Genomic DNA, 19,831 nt, shown 5'->3' with positions numbered 1-19,831 from the left:
CGATTAAGAATGACTCTAGATTTAGCACATTATCCAAACCTGGCACTGGCTCATACGCCTGAAGAACTGCGTAAGCTCCCTCAGGACAAACTGAAAACCCTGGCTGACGAATTACGCCAATATCTGCTTGCCAGCGTAAGCCAGAGCAGTGGTCACTTTGCATCTGGCCTGGGTACTGTTGAACTGACCGTCGCTCTCCATTATGTATATCAGACGCCCTTTGACCGTCTGATCTGGGATGTGGGCCACCAGGCTTACCCGCACAAAATCCTTACTGGCAGGGCAGACAGAATGTCAACCATTCGCCAGAAGGAAGGCTTGCACCCCTTCCCCTGGCCTCCGGAAAGTGATTACGATACCTTCGCCGTTGGGCATTCCTCTACTTCCATCAGTGCCGCGCTGGGGATGGCTGTCGCCGCAGAAAAAGAAGCGCTGGGCCGAAAAATTGTTGCGGTTATCGGAGATGGTGCCCTAACTGCGGGTATGGCCTTTGAAGCCATGAACCACGCCGGAGACATCGATAAAGATTTACTGGTTGTTCTGAATGACAACGAAATGTCGATATCGGAAAATGTGGGCGCACTCAACAGCCACCTGGCTCGCCTGCTGACCGGAAATTTCTTTAATAAAATCCGTGACGGTGGCAAAAAATTACTCAGTAATGTTCCCCCCATCAAGGAATTTGCAAGCCGCGCAGAAGAACACCTCAAAGGTATGGTAGTTCCTGGTACCATTTTCGAAGAACTGGGGTTTAACTACATCGGCCCCATCGATGGCCATGATGTGAATGCCATGGTTGACACCCTGCGCAACATGCGTAAGTTCAAAGGGCCGCAACTGCTGCATGTAGTCACCTGCAAGGGTAAGGGCTACCCGCAGGCAGAAAAAGACCCGATTAAATTCCACGCGGTTCCCAAATTCAACCCAGCGGAACAATCTCTGCCAAAATCGGCTCCTTCAGCGCCCAGCTTTTCCGCTATTTTCGGCCAGTGGCTGTGCGACATGGCTGCCCAGGACCCCAAACTGATGGCGATTACTCCGGCCATGCGAGAAGGTTCAGGGATGGTGGCGTTTTCACAACAGTACCCCGAGCAGTATTTCGACGTTGCCATTGCAGAACAGCACGCTGTCACCTTTGCCGCGGGGTTGGCGAAAGAAGGCTACAATGCTGTGGTGGCGATTTACTCTACTTTCCTGCAGCGCGCTTACGATCAGTTAATCCACGACGTGGCTCTGCAAAATCTGCCGGTCCTGTTTGCCATCGATCGCGCCGGGATAGTCGGTGCCGACGGACCAACCCACCAGGGAGCGTTTGATATCGCCTTCCTGCGCTGTATTCCGAATATGCTAATAATGACACCGGCTGATGAAAACGAATGCCGTCAAATGCTGTATACCGGGCACAAGGCGCGGCAGCCTGCGGCAGTGCGCTACCCTCGAGGTGCCGGCAAAGGTGTGGTTCCCGATAGCGACATGTACGAAATTGAACCGGGTAAATCACGCACACTGCGCACAGGTAAAAAAGTCGCCATTCTCAATTTTGGCACCCTGTTGCCTTACGCTGAAGAGGCGGCAGAAACTCTTGATGCTACTCTCTACGACATGCGTTTTGTCAAACCTTTGGATACCGCCGCGCTGGACGAGGCAGCGAAAAAGCACGACCTGCTTGTCACGCTTGAGGATGGTTGTGTGATGGGGGGCGCTGGTAGTGCAGTGTCCGAATATCTGGCCTCTGGCCAGACCCTGAAACCAGTGCTTCATCTGGGTCTGCCAGACAGCTTTATATTGCAGGGCAGCCAGCAACAAATGTACGCCGAACACGAATTAGATGCGCCCGGAATTATCAGAAGAGTGCGCACTGCCCTGGGCGAATAATCCCAGCCCGTTGAATACTGAAATGGCCCTTAAAGGGCCATTTCAAAGTGTTGATAAATTCACGTTTTTCACAGTAAGCACTCAGCAGACGCTACGCTATCGGTTTTAGGTGCTTAAAAAGGCCATAGGTATAACGTGGTGTGCAAACACACACAGGCCATTACACCTGCCACAAGATCATCCAGCATTATCCCGGTACCACCGTGCAAACGCTTGTCAATCAGGCCAATAGGCCAGGGTTTGACGATATCGAAAAAGCGAAACAGTACAAAGCCCAGCGCCAGACTGGAGGCACTCAGGGGGACCAGCAGAAAGGTCACAAACATGCCCGCCACTTCGTCCCACACAATGGAACCGTGATCGTGCACCTTCATGTCATACGCGGTTTTTCCACAAATGTAGATACCGGCCACACTCAGTAGCACAGTAATGGCGGCAAACTGCCACGGCAAAAGAGCACCACACAACAGTAACAACGGAATGGCGGCCAGAGAACCGAAGGTTCCGGGCATTACAGGAATCAGCCCGCTACCAAACCCCAACGCACAAAAATGGATGGGGTTTAGCAAAGATATGCGCTTTCTGAATTCGGGCTGCATTAAAACTCGTGCTGGTAACCAGTTTTTTCGGGAGGCTGATAGGGCTCATCATACAGCTTCAGGTCGACTTTACCAGTCTGGCCGGTTACCTGCCCAATGCAGGTTGCTTTGACGTTGGTGCTGGCCAGTGAGGTCTCCAGGTTCCCGCGCTGCTCCTCGCTCACGGTAAACAGAAGTTCGTAATCATCACCGGATGTGAGAGCCAACTCGTAAGCTTGCTTGGCGCCAGCGTGCTGATAAAGCGCCCTGGATATGGGCAACCTGTCTACGTGCACTGTGGCTCCGCAACCCGATGCCTTAAGAATATGGCCCAGATCGGCCAGCATTCCGTCGGAAATGTCGATACAGGCATTCGCCGTTCGTCGCAGGGCTGTGCCGGCGGCGACTCTTGGTGTGGGATACAAATGGCGGTTTACCAGAATATCCCGCTCCGGAGACTGTGCCTCAACCTCACCTTTCAGTATCGCCAGGCCCGCACCGGCGTCACCCAGGGTACCAGTAACGTAGATCCAGTCTCCTGGTCTGGCTGCACTGCGCTTCAGTTCGCTGCCCGGCGGTATAAAACCCTGAGCGGTAATTGTCATTGCAAGAGGGCCGGTTACTGTATCGCCACCGATCAGTTGTACCGAATAATACTGGGTAAGCTCATGCAGCCCCTCGGCAAATTCTGCAAGCCATACCTCATCCATCTGTGGCATGGACAGTGACAAACTGATCCAGGCGGGCTCGGCTCCCATCGCAGCCAAATCACTGAGGTTAACAGCAACGGCTTTGTGAGCTACCGATCGGGCTGGCGCGTCTCGAAGGAAGTGTACTCCCGCAACCAAGGTATCGGTTGTAATCGCCAGTTGTTGATTCTCGGCCAGAGTGGTGATGGCACAATCGTCCCCAATTCCCACCAGCACATCCTTGCGTTGGTAACCGCCATTGGCAAAATAGCGGCCTATAAGGTCAAATTCTTTCACGTTATAATTCGAAGTAAAGTTAATGCTATGAAGCAGGCATGAACGGGGAATCACTTAACCCCGTTCATGCTCTCGTAAGGTGCGGACGGCCTTATCCAAAGCTCCGTTGATGAATTTGTGGCTTTCCTCGGCACCAAACGACTTGGCAAGTTCAATCGCCTCGTTGATGATCACCCGATAAGGCACGTCCATGCGCTCGGTCAGTTCAAAAGTAGCGAGGCGTAAAATGGCTTTTTCAATGGGATCGAGCTCTTCCGGCAAACGCCCAAGATAAGGTTTGATCGAAGCGTCCAGGACATCGGCCTGCTTAACCACGCCTCGCAACAGGCCCTGAAAGTAAACCATGTCCACTTTCTGCATGTCATTGCTGGTGGCCAGAGACAGTTCAATCTGCTCAACCGGATTTTTGCTCATTTGCCAGGAGTAAATCCCCTGCAGCGCGATTTCACGCGCTCTACGTCGTGCTGACACTTTCACGTAATAAACCTTTGTTTACAGGTCGTTTAATGATGAGATTACGTTCACCATCTCCAGCGCGCCCAGTGCTGCTTCAGCACCCTTGTTGCCCGCTTTGGTTCCGGAACGCTCAATCGCCTGTTCGATGGAGTCGGTGGTGATCACGCCAAAAGATACCGGCAGACCGTACTCCAACGCTACCTGGGCCAGCCCCTTGTTGCATTCACCGGCAACAAAGTCAAAGTGCGGTGTACCACCACGGATCACTGCCCCAAGAGCAATTATGGCATCAAATCCACCTTTTTCTGCCAGTTTTTTGGCAACCACAGGCAGTTCATAGGCACCAGGCACCCGAACCAGGGTAATGTCGTTTTCGTTTACTTCACCGTGACGCTCCAGTGTATCCAAAGCACCTTCCAGCAAACTTTCTACCACAAAGCTGTTAAAACGGGACACGATAACGGCAAATTTCTTACCGGTTGCGCGAATGTTACCTTCAATGACCTGCATGCGTATAAATCCTCGTGAAAAACGGCGCGCAGTATAGCACAACTGCGCGTAAACTGAATGGCTTGATTGTGTGTTCCGGTGCGGCTGTCGGCACCGATACACACCGGCAGACATTAATGAACGTACTCCACCACTTCCAGGCCAAACCCGGACAGAGCGTGATACTTGATAGGTTTACTCAGCAGGCGCATTTTCTTCACACCCAGTGTCGCCAGAATCTGGCTGCCCACCCCAACGGTTCTTGAGGACCCCTGCCAGTCGGCACCGGGAGACTGCTCACCGCGATCTTCTGCGGCAAAACGCCGAACCTGGTTTTCTACATGTTCTTCCTTGCCCAGCAGCACCAGCACTCCACCGTCGCTGGCAATACGCTGCATTGCCTCTGGTAGCGTCATGGAACGTTTAATTGAACGGGTTGAGCCGAGCAAATCACTGAAGGTGTTATGCAAGTGAACACGTACCAATGTAGCTTCATGCTCAAGAATGTCACCTTTCACCAGTGCGAAATGCACCTGATTGTCTATCACATCCTTGAAGGTATGCAGCTCAAAGTCTCCGTATTCAGTGGGAAGATGACACTGGGCGACTTTTTCGATGGTAGTTTCGTTAAGATTACGGTATTCGATCAAATCGGCAATGGTGCCTATTTTGATATTGTGTTTTTGTGCAAATGCTTCCAGCTCCGGTCTACGGGCCATAGTGCCGTCGTCATTGAGGATTTCGACAATCACTGCGGCAGGCTCACAGCCCGCCAGACGAGCCAGGTCCACACCGGCTTCGGTGTGCCCGGCACGATTCAGTACGCCACCATCTTTGGCTATCAGTGGAAATATATGACCGGGCTGCACGATATCGGTAGAGACAGCACCAGGGTGCACCGCAGCGCGTATAGTGGTGGCTCTGTCGGCGGCAGAAATGCCGGTGGTAACCCCACGGGCTGCCTCAATGGATACGGTAAAATTGGTTGAAAACTGGGCTTCGTTGTTATCCACCATTAATGGAAGCTTGAGTTTGCGGCAACGCTGCTGGGTCATGGGTAAACACACCAATCCACGGGCATGCGTCACCATAAAATTGATCGCTTCAGGAGTGACGTGTTCGGCAGCCATGATCAGGTCACCCTCGTTTTCCCGATCCTCATCATCCATCAGGATCACCATTTTACCCTGACGAATGTCTTCGATGATTTCTGCAGTGCTGTTTAATGCCATAAATTAATTCTTAAAAACCTAAATATTCGGACTACTTGCGAAGAAAACCGTTTTCTGCCAGAAACGCCATATCAATACCTTTTCCCTGAGTCGGCTGGGACGCTTTTTCACCCATCATCAATCGCTCAAGATAGCGGGCAATGACATCCACTTCCAGATTGACCCTGGTACCCGCACGATAGTTACCAATCACGGTCTCCTTGAGCGTATGCGGTATGATCCACAGCATAAATTCAGCGCCGTTGACCTTATTCACCGTGAGGCTCACACCATCTACGGTGATACTGCCCTTGTGAGCAATGTATTTGGCCAGATCATTGGGGGCCTTAACCCAGATTTCAACGTAGTCGCTGTGATCAATAATCCGGGTAATCTCCCCTACGCCATCGACATGGCCGGAGACAATGTGACCGCCGAAGCGGTCTATCGGGCGCATGGCCTTTTCCAGATTCACCTTCGAGCCCGCTTTATAATTAGCAAAGCCGGTAAGACGGATAGTCTCTGCCGACACATCGGCTGCGTAATAGTCATCACCAAAATCGACTACGGTCAGACACACACCGTTGGTTGCAATGCTGTCACCCAGAGCAACGTCTGACATATCCAACCCGCCGCTGGCGACAGTCAGACGGATGTCATCGCCTTTATTCTGGAGACTGCGGATGGTACCCAATGCCTGAATAATTCCGGTAAACATGCAATAACTCTCTTTTCGGTTATCCGGTGCGTCGCACCAGATAGGTCATTTTGCTATCATTGCCAACCTGGCACTGATGCTGAAGTTCCAACTCAATCGCCTGGTTCAAGGCTGTAAACTCGGGCAGTACCAGCATAGATCGGCCTTCGCTGCCCAGCAGTTTGGGTGCCTGATACACAATCAGTTCATCCACCAGGCCATCGGCAAAAAAAGCTCCTGCCAGTAACGGCCCGGCCTCAACCCACACCTCATTCAACTGACGCTGGCCCAGCTCCACCAGCAAAGCTCGTAAATCCACCTTTCCATTACGGCCAGTCGGCAAGTTTATCACGTTGTCGGATGCAGCCGCAGCACCGGACGCACTGGCAATCCAGGTGGTAAAACCGTCCCGAAACAATTGCAAAGTCTCGGGCAGACTGCCAGCCGTATCTACCACTATGCGCACTGGCTGGCGCAGAGTTTCGAGAGGATATTCGTCAAAACGGGCCTGTTGTTCGCGCACCAGTAAACTGGGGTCATCCGCCAATGCGGTGCCGGAACCAGTCAGGACCCCACAACTGGCGGCGCGGTGCAACTGCACATCGCGCCTGGCTTGCGGGCCGGTGATCCATTGACTGACCCCATTGGCGAGGGCAATTTTACCGTCCAGACTGATAGCCATCTTCACCGTAATCCACGGCAACCCGGTGGTCATGCGCTTGATAAACCCGCGATTGAGCTGCTCTGCCTGCGACCTGAGGACATCACACACCACTTCAATACCGGCATCACGCAAACGGCGGATACCCTGTCCACTCACCTGTGGGTTCGGGTCGGTCATGGCTACAACCACACGGCTTACCCCCGACTCAATCAGGGCATCAGCACAGGGTGGCGTGCGCCCGAAATGACTACAGGGTTCCAGAGTGACATAGGCCGTACCGCCATTGGCCCGCTCGGCCGCCTGGCGCAAGGCGTGCACTTCAGCGTGCGGGGTGCCTGCCTGTATATGGTAGCCCTGCCCCACCAGTTCGCCAGAAGCGTCTAAAACAATGCATCCCACTCTGGGATTGGGAGACGTAGTGAAACGCCCTTTTCGGGCCAGTTTGATGGCTTCTGCCATCCAATGGAAATCAGTAGCGGAAGAGAAGTTCACAGCTAACTCCTCAACACTCTGTAATTGAGGGGAAATTCAATATGGCAGCCATCAGTCGCCGAGCTTGGCAATTTCTTCTCCGAATTCCCGAATGTCTTCAAAAGAACGGTACACAGAAGCAAAACGCACGTAAGCTACCTTATCCAGTTCTTTCAACGCATTCATGATCAGATTGCCCAGTAATTCGCTGGCCACTTCCCGCTCTCCGGTAGCGCGAAGTTTGGATTTGAGGGACAACACGCACTGCTCAACTTTTTCGGTACTCACCGGCCGCTTTTCCAGCGCACGCTGCAAGCCGGCGCGCAGTTTGTCCTCGTTGAAGGGCTCACGGGAGCCATCCCGTTTGATAACCCTAGGCATCACCAGTTCCGCGCTTTCAAAGGTAGTAAAGCGCTCGTGACACACAATACATTCCCGGCGGCGGCGCACCTGATGTCCCTCGGCAACAAGGCGAGAGTCAATGACTTTGGTTTCCTGAGCGCTGCAAAACGGGCAAAACATGGGTTGTCCTCATTGGGCGTTGCCCCCGAATGAGAACAACGCCACGACTGACTATCAGGCGTAAACCGGAAACTGCTCGCACAGTGCCAGAACTTCCTGCTTAACGCGGGCTTCAACACTCTCGTCACCCAGGTTATCCAGTACGTCACAAATCCAACTGGCAACCTGTCTGGCCTGCTCTTCTTTGAAGCCGCGGCGGGTAATGGCCGGGCTGCCAATGCGCAGACCGCTGGTTACAAACGGTGAACGGGGATCTTTGGGAACCGAGTTTTTGTTTACGGTGATGTTGGCACGACCCAGCGCGGCATCGGCGTCTTTACCGGTAATGTCTTTGTCGATCAGGTCCAGCAGGAACAGATGGTTATCAGTACCACCGGAAACGATTTTGTATCCGCGCTCCTGCATTACCGCCACCATAGCTTTAGCATTGGTGACAACCTGTTGCTGATATTCCTTGAATTCCGGCTGCAGGGCTTCCTTGAACGCCACCGCTTTGGCCGCGATCACGTGGCACAGCGGGCCCCCCTGATTTCCAGGGAACACTGAGCTGTTAAGCTTTTTGTAAATGTCTTCGTCGCCACAGGCAGACAAAATCAGACCGCTACGGGGGCCGGCCAGAGTTTTGTGCGTGGTAGTGGTAACAACGTGGGCATGTGGCAGCGGGTTAGGATACACACCTGCCGCTACCAGGCCCGCTACGTGTGCCATATCCACCAGCAGGTAGGCGCCTACTTTGTCAGCAATGGCGCGAAAACGCTGCCAGTCAACAATGCCGGAGTACGCAGAAAAACCGCCAATGATCATTTTCGGTTTGTGTTCTTCGGCCAACGCTTCAACCTGCTCGTAATCGATTTCGCCGGTTTCTTCATTCAGACCGTACTGAACCGCATTGTAGGTTTTACCTGAGAAATTAACGTGGGAGCCATGCGTCAGGTGACCACCTTCAGACAGGCTCATACCCAGAACAGTGTCACCGGCATTCAACAGCGCCATAAAGGCTGCAGCGTTAGCCTGTGAACCGGAGTGAGGCTGCACGTTGGCGTACTCCGCACCGAACAGTTGCTTGGCACGATCAATCGCCAGTTGCTCAACCACATCAACGTGCTCGCAACCGCCGTAGTAACGCTTGCCAGGATAACCTTCAGCGTATTTGTTTGTCAGCTGTGATCCCTGCGCTTCCATGACCCGGGGGCTGCAATAGTTTTCTGAGGCAATCAGTTCAATGTGGTGTTCCTGACGCTCATTTTCTTTGCTCATGGCTTCAGCCAATTCCGGATCAAAATCGGCAATGGTCATTTCACGAGGTAACATGAAGGCTCCTTAACTGCGTAAATGCGATGGCTTTAAACGAAGGCATATTCTATTCATTTTGACCAGTATGTATACCGCTTTGTGGCCGATTTATACCAATCGGCCGTGAATTTCACCGTACAGTCGGTTCAGGCCTTATTTTCCAATGCTTTAACCCTATCATACAGGGCATCAATCTGGCGTAATCGTACGGCATTCTTGCGCCATTCGCGGTTGGGCATGGCCGGTTGGCCGGATGAATACACACCAGGTTCGGTAATGTCCTGCACCACCATGGTATACCCGGTGATCTGCACTTTGTCGCAGATGCTGATGTGACCATTCACCCCGCATCCGCCACCGATAATCACGTATTTACCGATATGGCAACTGCCGGCAATACCGGTCGAACCGCAGATGCAGGAATGATCGCCAACAATGCAGTTGTGCGCTATCTGCACCTGATTGTCGATAATGACGTTGTTGCCGATGATGGTATCGTCCATGGCCCCGCGGTCGATGCTTGTTGATGCGCCGATGCTGCAGTCATCTCCAATCAGCACCGTGCCGGTCTGTGGTATGGGAACCCACACGCCACTGTCGTTGGCAAACCCGAACCCGTCGGCCCCAATTACGCTCTGGCTGTGAATGGTTACCCGCTTGCCAATCTGAACGTCATGGTAAATCGTCACATTGGGGTAAATCCGGCTTCCTTCACCAATTTTCGCTCCCTTGCCGACAACGGTATTGGCACCGATAACCACATTGTCGCCCAGTACCACGTTGTCCTCGATGATCACATTGTGACCAAGCGCCACATTGGCCCCCAAAGAGGCCGACGATGCGACCACCGCTGAGGAAGCTATGCCATCTGCGGTAGCTGGCGTGGTATCAAATAACTGTGCGATGCGGGCAAACGCGGCATGAGGATTGTTGTGTAAAAGGCCTGGTACCGGACTGTCGCCAGCCATTTTGGGCTGCAGAATAACTGCACCGGCCTGGGTACTGGACAGTTGCGGCTTATATTTGGTATTGGTTAGAAAAGAGATTTGCTGGCCTGTGGCTTGAGACAGGGTTCCTACACCTGATATGGAAACGTCTCCGTCGCCCTGGACCTGCCCGCCTACATGTTCTGCCAGTTCAGACAGGGTATAGGCCGTTTTAGCTTGATTGGTCATCCGGCTTCCTTAAAAGAGCAATTTGGCGCATATGCTACTGTAAAAGCGCCATTTCGTCGCCCTGAAAACTGCGAATTTTAAGCACTTGGGCAATTTTACAGCACAATACTGTGAACACTGCAGGCTAAAACCCGAAAAAGGCCCACACCTGCGTAACAGTCCTGCAGCTTCCCTGAGAATAGCAACTATCAACGGATTGGTATAAATTCTAAAGAGCACCTATTTTTACCTCAGCAAGTTTCTGTTACCCTTCCGCGCTTCAGAGGCAATTGGTCTTGGGTATTCTGTTGTGTATCGTTAAGATCGGCCTCGTAACCGGATACAACAAAGCTTTAATTTCCCAAGGACATTCCATGTCACAATACGTATATTCCATGCACCGGGTGGGCAAGATCGTTCCGCCCAATCGTCACATTCTAAAAGACATTTCCCTGAGCTTTTTTCCTGGCGCCAAAATTGGTGTTCTGGGTTTAAATGGCGCTGGTAAATCCACCCTGTTGCGCATTATGGCGGGCGTGGATACCGAAATTGAAGGTGAAGCCCGGCCCCAGCCAGGCATAAAGATCGGCTATCTGCCGCAGGAGCCAAAGCTCGACGAATCCAAAGACGTACGCGGCAACATTGAAGAAGCGGTTGCCGATGTGGCTTATGCGCTCAAACGCCTGGATGAAGTGTACGCGGCCTACGCCGAGCCGGACGCCGACTTCGACGCACTGGCCAAAGAGCAGGGGGAACTGGAAGCCATCATTCAGGCCAAAGACGGCCACAATCTCGACAATGCCCTGGAACGTGCCGCTGATGCCCTGCGCCTGCCCCCCTGGGACGCCGATGTCAGCAAACTGTCTGGTGGTGAACGACGCCGGGTCGCCCTGTGCCGCCTGTTACTCGAAAAACCCGACATGTTGTTGCTGGACGAACCCACCAACCATTTGGACGCTGAGTCCGTGGCCTGGCTGGAACGCTTCCTGCACGATTACGAAGGCACCGTGGTTGCTATCACCCACGATCGCTATTTTCTCGATAACGTTGCCGGCTGGATCCTGGAACTGGACCGAGGCCATGGTATTCCTTGGGAGGGCAACTACTCTTCCTGGCTGGAACAGAAGGAAAAACGCCTGGAACAGGAAGAGCGCACCGAATCAGCCCGACAGAAGTCCATGAAACAGGAACTGGAATGGGTTCGTTCCAACCCGAAAGGTCGCCACGCGAAAAGCAAAGCCCGTATGGCGAGGTTTGAAGAGCTATCAACTTCCGATTACCAAAAACGTAACGAAACCAATGAACTATTCATTCCACCGGGCGAACGCCTTGGAGATAAGGTCATTGAAGTATCAAGCCTGAAGAAATCCTACGGCGATCGGGTATTGATTGACGACATGAATTTCACCGTACCCAAAGGTGCAATTGTCGGCATCATCGGTCCCAACGGCGCGGGTAAGTCCACCCTGTTCCGCATGCTGACCGGCTCCGAGCAACCAGATAGCGGAGAAATCGTGATTGGTGAAACCGTTCAGATCGCCAGTGTTGAGCAGTTCCGCGATCACATGAACGAAAACAACACGGTGTGGAAAGAAGTATCCAACGATCAGGACATCATCCGCATCGGCAATTTCGAAATTAACAGCCGCGCCTATTGCAGCCGCTTTAATTTCAAAGGCACTGACCAGCAGAAATTCATCAAGGATTTGTCCGGTGGTGAGCGCAACCGGGTGCACCTGGCCAAGCTGCTTAAAGCCGGCGGAAACATGTTGCTGCTTGACGAACCGACCAACGATCTTGACGTGGAAACCCTGCGGGCACTGGAAAATGCCCTGCTGGAATTCCCCGGCTGTGCCATGGTTATCTCGCACGACCGCTGGTTCCTTGATCGGGTAGCCACCCACATCCTGGATTACCGCGATGAAGGTAAGGTGAACTTCTTCGAAGGTAACTACAACGACTACGAAACCTGGCTTAAAAATACCTACGGTCAGGATGTGGTGGAACCACACCGCCTCAAATACAAGCGTATTGCCAAGTAATCATCACACCCAAAAAGGCCCGCTAACTGCGGGCCCAATAGTATAACAATATCCCACGTTTCAAACTAAACACTCTGCAAATAAACGCCTTTCCAACAGAGCCTATTAAAACGTGATGATAGGTGGCCAGTGTTCGCTTTCGCTGCGTGCACTGCGTAGGTAAGCCCACAATTCCTCGACCAGTTCAGGATGGTCCTGGCTGACATCCCGCTGCTCAGCCACATCGGCAGCCAAATCGAACAATGCCAATCTGGTTGGGTCTTCATCCCGCACGATACCTTTCCAACGGCCATCCTTAAGTGCCACCACACCGGTATCGCGACCTTTGAATTCCCAATACAGGTATTCATGAGGTTTGTAGTTTTGTGTTTGTTGTTGCCATAGCGGCATCAGAGACTGACTGTCGGTACCTGCCGGGACCGGTTGACCCGTAATGTCGGCAAACGTCGCCATAAAATCACCAAAATAACCCACTTCATTACTGACCACATTCGCAGGAACCGTGGCCGGCCAGCGGACAATGAGAGGCACACGAATGCCGCCTTCCCACAACTCCATTTTCCAACCCTGCAGAGGTGCGCTGGGAGAGAAGAAGTCCATAGGTTCTGCATGGTCAACGTGAGGACCGTTATCGGAACTAAAGATAAAAATGGTGTTGTCCTCCATGCCTAACTGCTTTACCTGCTCCATCATGGCACCAATATCCCTGTCCATGCGGGTTATCATCGCTGCATGACGTTTGGAACCCAGTTGCCAGTCGGTACTCTCGTATTCCCCCAACTCAGGTACTTCGGCACCATCGGCCCGGCGTATAGTAGTGGCCTCATTATTCGAATGGGGCACATTGGTGGCATAGTAAAGGAAAAATGGCTGCTGCCGGTTTTGCTGAATGAAGCTCAACGCTTCATCAATGAATAAATCAGGGGCATACACTTTTTTGTCAACGGCCACCCCCGCTCCGTACAGATGTCCATTGCCCATAGGGCGCACGGTGTTAGGCAATCCGACCTTTAAATCATTGCGCCACAGAAATGTGGGATAAAAGTTGTGCGCGTGATGCTGGCTCAAATAACCGAAAAAGTAATCAAAGCCTTGCTCATTTGGGTGGCCCTGCGTGTTGTTCATGCCCAGCCCCCACTTGCCAATAAGCGCCGTACGGTAATTGGCCTGTTTGAATAATTCCGCCAGTGTAAAGTCCTCGGCATACAATTCCTGTCGGCCGTTATCTTCTGGAAATGCGTTACCCCGCACCCGTGTGTGCCCAGCATGCTGGCCGGTCATTAATACACTGCGCGACGTCGCACATACCGGCGCTCCGGCGTAGAATTGCGTAAAACGCATCCCTTGTTCAGCCAGCTTATCCAGATTCGGCGTATGAATTTTCTGCTGACCGTAGGCACCAATTTCGTTGTAACCCAGATCATCAGCCAAAACGAATATGACATTCGGAGGATGGCGCTCTGCTGTTACCGAAAACGAAACACATAACAAATATGCAAACCACAGTTTTTTCACTACTGGACACCCATTGTTAATATTGTAATATATTTGTAATTCATAATAGAGATTTCCTTCGGGCTGTGCAAGTCGGACATATCTCATTGTCAACAAGGCCTTTACTATGTCACGTCCCTTTTCCCGGTACTACGTTCGGCTGCCGTTATCCCTTTGGTGTGGATTGCTTTTAGTCCTCTTTAACCAGCACGCAACGGCGCAATGGCAGGCGTTCAGTGCAAGTGGCGAGATGCACCCGCGCCATGAGGCCGGTTTGGTGGTGGTGGAAAAAAACCTCTATTTGCTTGGTGGGCGCCGTATTCAGCCACTGGATATGCTGGCACTCGACTCAGGAAAATGGATGACACGGGCAGCACCTCCTATCGAACTTCATCACTTCCAGCCGGTTTTCTGGCAGGACAGGATCATCATTGCCGGTGCTCTGACCGGCCCTTACCCTGGGGAAAAGCCGGTGCCCAATATTTATTTTTACTTCCCGGCCAGAGACAGTTGGCAGAAAGGACCTGAGATTCCGGAGTCCAGGCGTCGGGGTGCGGCCGGGGTGGTGATAGTTGGTGATGTGCTGTATCTGATTGCAGGTACCACCAACGGCCACATCAGCGGCTACGTGAACTGGCTCGATGCATTTGATCTCAAAAAACACACCTGGCAACAGCTGCCCGATGCACCTCATTCCCGGGATCATTTCCAGGCCGCCGTTATTGGCAACAAGCTGTACGCCGCCGGGGGGCGGCAAACCTCCCAGGCAACCAAAGAGGTATTTACCCGTCTTATCCCCCAGATCGATGTTTTTGACTTACAAACCAACCGCTGGAGCGTTCTGCCACAGTTGCTGCCCACTCCGCGGGCAGGAAACTCCACACTGGCGGTGAACGGTAAACTGCTGGTTGTGGGTGGAGAATCCCAACGCAAATCACCTGCACACAATGAAACCGAAGTCTACGACCCCGAAAATCAGAAATGGCTGAGTTTGCCGGGCCTTTTACAAGGGCGGCACGGCTCCGGTCTGGGCATCGCAGATGGGTACATCTGGACGGCCAGTGGCTCCGGTGCCAGGGGCGGAAAACCGGAGCTCAACAGCGTTGAGCGCATGCCATTACCGGAAATCGTAAACGGCTTGTGAGAAAAAATTCCCACTTCGCAGTTCACATAGAATTAATATTATATTACATTTCAACAACAATTAGACGGTCAGGAATTATTATGAAGCCATCCCACGCCGCGTTAGCCGCTATCAGCGGCCTGTTTACCCTCAGTTCATGCAGCAATACGGTACCTGTGGCAGCCACACAAACTGAATATTTTGAGTACCAGAACCCAATCACGGCAGGTATTGACCCGAACGGTCTGCGTGATTGTCAGGTTTTCCGCGAAGGTGACTGGTGGTACCTGACAGGGACCAGCTATCCTCACTGGTCCCGACAGGAGACCGATGGAGAACTTAACCAGGGGGTTGTGCTGTACCGCTCCAAAGATCTCAACCACTGGGATTTTGTCGATTATGTGGTTGAACGCCCACAACCCGATAAATGGTATTACCGCCGCTTCTGGGCACCGGAAATTCACAAAATTGGCGGAAAATGGTACGCCCTGTTCAACGCCAGAAACGACGAACTCGGTTATGAGGGTCAATACACCGGCTACGCGGTCGCAGAAAACCTTGAAGGCCCATACCGGGTTGTCACTGAAGAGGCTCCGCTCACAAAAGGTAACGACCTTACGTTTTTTGAAGACGACGACGGCAAAGTTTGGGCGTTCTGGAATCAAGGCAGAGGGTTTGGCATCGGATTCGCCCAAATAGACCTGGAAACCGGAACCTTCCTTACCGAACCGGTCAGTGCAATCCAGCCTGGCAAAGTGGACTATGCGCTGAATATGGACGGTTCACGTCAGAAAACACCGGGCTACGATGGCCGGCCTATCGACAAGGTAGAGAAATATTACGAATGGGATTCCATCGGCATCGAAGGTGCTTATGTGATCAAAAACGAAGACACCTACTACCTGTTCTACTCCAGCTGGACCCGTGGGTATGAAATCGGTTATGCCACGGCGAAAACTATTACCGGCCCCTGGACCAAGCATCCGAACAACCCATTTTACGGTGCCCAAAACCAGGAAATGGCCGAACAGCGTGGGTTCAAATACGAAGGCGATACTGCCAACCCATTCAACCAGGTAGGTCACAATGAAGTGTTTACCGGTCCGGACGGACGCTTGTGGCTGTCTGCCCATGGCATCATCGAAGGCCAATCACCCATGCTGGTCATTGACCCCATCTGGTTTGACGCTGACGGTAATCTTCAGTCTGATGGCCCGACTTACACCCCACAAAGGGTGCCGCTGAGACCACGCTCCCGTTAAACGCTAAACCGCCGCAATATTTCCTGCGGCGGTTTCGTTAATGCCCTCATTCATATTCCCATTTGTACTGCCAGGGGTCTGAAGTTTGCTGCTGAAACTGACGGATTTTTTCGATTAGCGCCTGTTTGATGTGCTGATAATCCGGATGTTCAGCAAGATTAATGGCTTCGCTGCCGTCACCGCGCATGTCATAAAGCTCAAACGGCTGTCGGTGCAGGTAGGCATCCACGGTGCGTTTGCCAAACCGAACCAGCTCCCGCTCCGTTGTGCCCTGCCAGGTGCTGGATACATAGAGATCTGAGGCAAACGGGTATCTCAGACCGGCGGCAATATTCCATATCAGCTTAAAATCCCGGGTGCGTACCGAACGCATCGGATAGTACATGGTGAGTTCGTGAAACGTATGCGAACCATATACTTCATCAAACCCCGCTGTCTTATTCGGGGCCTTTAATACCGGGCTGATGTCACGGCCATGAAATTCGTCGCCCGGCACTTGCACCCCAGCTAGCGATAAAATGGTAGGGGTAATGTCCGGCCAGCTGACCATTGCCTCAGTCGCCCCCCCCGCCTGGGAATAATTGCCAGCCGGTTTGATCACCAGCGGCAGACGTACCCCAGGGTCATAGAGCGTAGTTTTGGCGCCGGGCATGGCAGTTCCATTGTCCGACAAATAAATGATCACGGTATTTTCATACTGGCCGGCAGCTTTTAGCATTCGCACCAGTTCGCCCATGGTTTCGTCCACCCGCCCAACTGACTGATAATATTCCGCCAGTTCCCGGCGGGCTTCCGGAATGTCCGGCAGGTAATCCGGCACAATGACATCTTCGGCTTTGTAATCCAGCCGCGCCAGCCCCTGCCCTTCGTCGTCTGCGGCGTTACCAAAGGTATTGTCCCCGAGCGAGTTGGTGAGATGAGCTCTGTGGGGATCGTTGGTTGCAAGATACAGGAAAAAAGGCTGGTCACCGGCGCTTTCTATTAGTGCCTGCGCCGCTTTTGCCATGCCCACACTGTTGCGCTCCTCACGACCCAGAGTGGGGTCCGGTTTTACTTTCAAAAACTGGTCAAAGCGGTAGACTTCCCTGGGCCCGAGATGAAACTTGCCCACCTGGGCAGTTACGTACCCGACCTCCGACAACCTCACCGGCAGGCTACGGACAGACTCAAAGGTACTGAAATGATGGTAGCTGTGCTCATGGCCATACTGGCCGTTAGCGTGGTTATGCAGGCCGGTCAGCAATACAGAACGGCTGGCACTGCAACTGGCGGTAGTGGCGTAGGCATGGTTGAACCGCAACCCTTCACTCGCCAGTTTATCCAAATGAGGAGTTCGAATCGCCTCGTTACCATAGGCACCAAATGCCTCACGTCCGTGGTCGTCCGCCACCATCAGAATGATGTTAGGCCGCTGGCTATCCGGCGCAGCGAATGCCCCCACCGAAAACACAAGTAACAATACCAACATGCGGGCCATATTGAATTCCCTCTTAATTAGACACACTTTCAGGCCCTCCGTCCTCACTGAGAGCTTTGGGAGCCGATGCAACCGAATCGCCCAGGTCGTTCTGCCACAGCGATAAATTGGCTTCGCGTACCTTTTTATGGTCGAGCTTTTCTACCTTGCGATCATAGGTGTACAGACCGTTCATTTCGTTTTCGACGTCAGTCCACTGCGTATATACGGCCCCCGACAATTCATCGTTATGTTTAAATTCGTTCAACATGCCAATGAAGCGCAGATATTCCTCTGTTGCCTCCGGTTTACCAGCGTAATTGTGGTGAACCCACTCGCCGTCGCTGTCCCACAAATGGCCGGATATTTTGTAACCAATGGCCCCGTACTCACCGTTCACGACCGCACGGCGATTGTTGGCAAACGGGTTGGTGGGTGGGCGATAATGATGATTGTCCTTGATGTGGCCCACTTCGTAATCTATGTCAGGCTCACCGGCATCAATACCACTGTTACCTGTGACCAGGCGGGTCTGATCCAGAGCCATCACATTCCGGGTGATCCGCTCTACGTCGTACGCCCCCCAGTGTTCGTTGAATACCACCCACTGAATGATCGACGGATGATTCCAGAACGACTTGATGATTTGCTGGATTTCGGTTTCGAACTGGGTTTTCTCTGACTCAAACCGGGGTTTGAAAGTGCTGGGCAAATCCTGCCATACCAGCATGCCGAGTTTGTCCGCCCAGTAATACCAGCGCTGGGGTTCGACTTTGATGTGCTTGCGGATCATGTTAAAGCCCCAGTTCTTAGCCTGTTCGATGTCCCACCTGAGCGCTTCGTCTGTCGGTGCAGTGTAAAGCCCATCCGGCCAGTAGCCCTGATCCAGCGGCCCGAACTGAAACACAAACTTATGGTTCAGGGTCAGCACCTTTACCGCTGATCGACGGTTGCGTATCCGGTCCTCAATGGCAATTTTCCGCATCGCAAAGTAGCTGGTGAACTGGTCCAGAACCTCGTCGCTGTCACTCGCCAACAACTCCAGTTTCAGGTCGTACAGATTGGGCGAATGGGGCCACCATAGCTGCGGCTGGGGAATCTCCAGCACCAGGGGATCAAGCCGGGAGCCAACAGCCTGCGCAACGGGATTGCCCTGCCAAAAAGCCGTAGCCCTCAGCCTTAAGCCATCCCCATGGTGAGAATCAACGTCTGCCTGTACCGTCAGTGTCTGCCGGTCAATGTCACTGACTGCCCTGTGGGCAGTGATGTAACGCTCACCTACTGGTTCCAGCCAAACGGTTTGCCAGATCCCCGAAACTGGTGAATAGGTATAACGGCCTGGGTCAGCAAAGCGTTGGTTAGCCTGTTTCCCTAATGCGACGCCCTCTGCGGAACCCGGATCGTACACATTTACCGCCACCTCCTGCTCCGCTCCAACAACGATAAAATCGCTGATGTCAAAAGAGAAAGGCGCAAACCCGCCCTGATGCTGACCAACAAAACGCCCGTTTACGAACACCTGCGCCTGCCAGTCCACCGCACCGAAGTGCAGTAGCAGACGTTTGTCCTGCCACGCGGCGGGCACACGAAAAGTGCGTTTGTACCAGGCCCGGTGCGTGTTCAGTACCTTGCGCTGACCTGATAATGCCGACTCCCAGGCAAACGGTACCAGAATGGTCTCAGCCAGAGCCTGCTGCGGATAGGCATCGCCGGGCCCGGCCTGCTGAAACTGCCACACGCCATTCAGGTTCAGCCACTGTGAGCGCTGCATCAGCGGCCTTGGATACTCGCCCAGCACCGAGCCAGGGTCGACATCAGAAGCCCAGGGGGTTGCAAGAGGAACATCGGCAATCTGCCAGTCAGGGCGTGCCCCGTGCGCCAGATTCACCACCAACCAACAACAGAACAGCGTTACGGCTTTCTTCATTCGATTCCCCTCCCGGTAAGTGTTCTTCACCATTCCGGTTAGCATCCTCAACGGCCATTCCCGGCTGAAATACCCTGTTCAGCTGGAACCGGCCAGACACCACGGCATTTGTTAATGCTCTGTGAGACTAT

General features: G+C 53.0%; 17 protein-coding genes. 4 read left to right on the top strand and 13 right to left on the bottom strand.

All coding sequences use genetic code 11. The annotated features are described in order from the left end of the window. Positions 1-9: 9 nt before the first annotated feature. Complete coding sequence (gene dxs, locus DXV75_RS02770; RefSeq protein WP_115591676.1) at positions 10-1,875, top strand: 1-deoxy-D-xylulose-5-phosphate synthase; 1,866 nt, start codon at positions 10-12, stop codon at positions 1,873-1,875. Between the two features lie 113 nt (positions 1,876-1,988). Here the strand turns inward: dxs and DXV75_RS02765 are convergent, their stop codons facing one another. The 10 genes from DXV75_RS02765 to lpxD all read right to left on the bottom strand — a co-directional run bounded on the left by DXV75_RS02765 (position 1,989) and on the right by lpxD (position 10,417). Then, entirely contained in the window at positions 1,989-2,474 is a 486-nt protein-coding gene (locus DXV75_RS02765) for a phosphatidylglycerophosphatase A family protein (RefSeq protein ID WP_115591675.1), read from the bottom strand. Beyond that, on the bottom strand, positions 2,474-3,439 hold the full coding sequence (gene thiL, locus DXV75_RS02760) for a thiamine-phosphate kinase (protein WP_115591769.1): 966 nt from the start codon (positions 3,437-3,439) through the stop codon (positions 2,474-2,476). The genes DXV75_RS02765 and thiL overlap by 1 nt, the downstream gene beginning before the upstream one ends. 54 nt (positions 3,440-3,493) lie before the next feature. Further along, the gene (gene nusB, locus DXV75_RS02755; protein WP_115591674.1) at positions 3,494-3,916 is read right to left on the bottom strand and encodes a transcription antitermination factor NusB; all 423 of its coding nucleotides are present in this window, start codon (positions 3,914-3,916) and stop codon (positions 3,494-3,496) included. Between the two features lie 15 nt (positions 3,917-3,931). After that, positions 3,932-4,405, bottom strand: a complete 474-nt coding sequence (gene ribH, locus DXV75_RS02750; RefSeq protein ID WP_115591673.1) for a 6,7-dimethyl-8-ribityllumazine synthase — start codon at positions 4,403-4,405, stop codon at positions 3,932-3,934. Positions 4,406-4,518: 113 nt separating this feature from the next. After that, positions 4,519-5,616: a bifunctional 3,4-dihydroxy-2-butanone-4-phosphate synthase/GTP cyclohydrolase II gene (ribBA, locus tag DXV75_RS02745; protein ID WP_115591672.1), complete on the bottom strand. Its 1,098-nt coding sequence runs from the start codon at positions 5,614-5,616 to the stop codon at positions 4,519-4,521. A 31-nt stretch (positions 5,617-5,647) separates the two neighbouring features. Beyond that, positions 5,648-6,313 (bottom strand): riboflavin synthase, encoded by a 666-nt coding sequence (locus tag DXV75_RS02740; protein ID WP_115591671.1) that lies wholly within the window; start codon positions 6,311-6,313, stop codon positions 5,648-5,650. Positions 6,314-6,332: 19 nt separating this feature from the next. Further along, entirely contained in the window at positions 6,333-7,415 is a 1,083-nt protein-coding gene (gene ribD, locus DXV75_RS02735) for a bifunctional diaminohydroxyphosphoribosylaminopyrimidine deaminase/5-amino-6-(5-phosphoribosylamino)uracil reductase RibD (protein ID WP_115591670.1), read from the bottom strand. An 84-nt stretch (positions 7,416-7,499) separates the two neighbouring features. Further along, the gene (gene nrdR, locus DXV75_RS02730; protein ID WP_115591669.1) at positions 7,500-7,949 is read right to left on the bottom strand and encodes a transcriptional regulator NrdR; all 450 of its coding nucleotides are present in this window, start codon (positions 7,947-7,949) and stop codon (positions 7,500-7,502) included. 54 nt (positions 7,950-8,003) lie between these two features. Then, on the bottom strand, positions 8,004-9,260 hold the full coding sequence (glyA, locus tag DXV75_RS02725; RefSeq protein WP_115591668.1) for a serine hydroxymethyltransferase: 1,257 nt from the start codon (positions 9,258-9,260) through the stop codon (positions 8,004-8,006). 128 nt (positions 9,261-9,388) lie between these two features. Further along, positions 9,389-10,417 (bottom strand): UDP-3-O-(3-hydroxymyristoyl)glucosamine N-acyltransferase, encoded by a 1,029-nt coding sequence (gene lpxD / locus DXV75_RS02720; protein WP_115591667.1) that lies wholly within the window; start codon positions 10,415-10,417, stop codon positions 9,389-9,391. A 353-nt stretch (positions 10,418-10,770) separates the two neighbouring features. Here lpxD and ettA point away from each other — a divergent pair, with 353 nt between their 5' ends. Further along, a complete protein-coding gene (ettA, locus tag DXV75_RS02715) occupies positions 10,771-12,438 on the top strand; it encodes an energy-dependent translational throttle protein EttA (RefSeq protein ID WP_115591666.1) in 1,668 nt (555 codons plus the stop codon). A 105-nt stretch (positions 12,439-12,543) separates the two neighbouring features. Here ettA and DXV75_RS02710 read toward each other — a convergent pair whose 3' ends face one another. Next, positions 12,544-13,953, bottom strand: coding sequence for an arylsulfatase (locus DXV75_RS02710; RefSeq protein WP_181898332.1), 1,410 nt, complete (start codon positions 13,951-13,953; stop codon positions 12,544-12,546). Positions 13,954-14,059: 106 nt separating this feature from the next. On the opposite strand from DXV75_RS02710, the gene DXV75_RS02705 reads away from it, so the two are divergent. Continuing rightward, complete coding sequence (locus DXV75_RS02705) at positions 14,060-15,076, top strand: Kelch repeat-containing protein (protein WP_115591664.1); 1,017 nt, start codon at positions 14,060-14,062, stop codon at positions 15,074-15,076. Positions 15,077-15,156: 80 nt separating this feature from the next. Then, positions 15,157-16,317, top strand: coding sequence for a glycoside hydrolase family 43 protein (locus tag DXV75_RS02700; protein WP_115591663.1), 1,161 nt, complete (start codon positions 15,157-15,159; stop codon positions 16,315-16,317). A gap of 46 nt (positions 16,318-16,363) precedes the next feature. Here the strand turns inward: DXV75_RS02700 and DXV75_RS02695 are convergent, their stop codons facing one another. Together DXV75_RS02695 and DXV75_RS02690 are read right to left on the bottom strand one after the other, a co-directional pair. Next, entirely contained in the window at positions 16,364-17,794 is a 1,431-nt protein-coding gene (locus tag DXV75_RS02695; protein WP_220272496.1) for a sulfatase family protein, read from the bottom strand. Between the two features lie 13 nt (positions 17,795-17,807). Further along, entirely contained in the window at positions 17,808-19,700 is a 1,893-nt protein-coding gene (locus DXV75_RS02690; RefSeq protein WP_220272495.1) for a glycoside hydrolase family 2 protein, read from the bottom strand. Positions 19,701-19,831 lie beyond the last annotated feature (131 nt).

Source organism: Alteromonas aestuariivivens (assembly GCF_003367475.1).
Classification (GTDB): Bacteria; Pseudomonadota; Gammaproteobacteria; order Enterobacterales; family Alteromonadaceae; genus Alteromonas; species Alteromonas aestuariivivens.
This window is presented reverse-complemented; position numbering and strand designations above follow the sequence as displayed.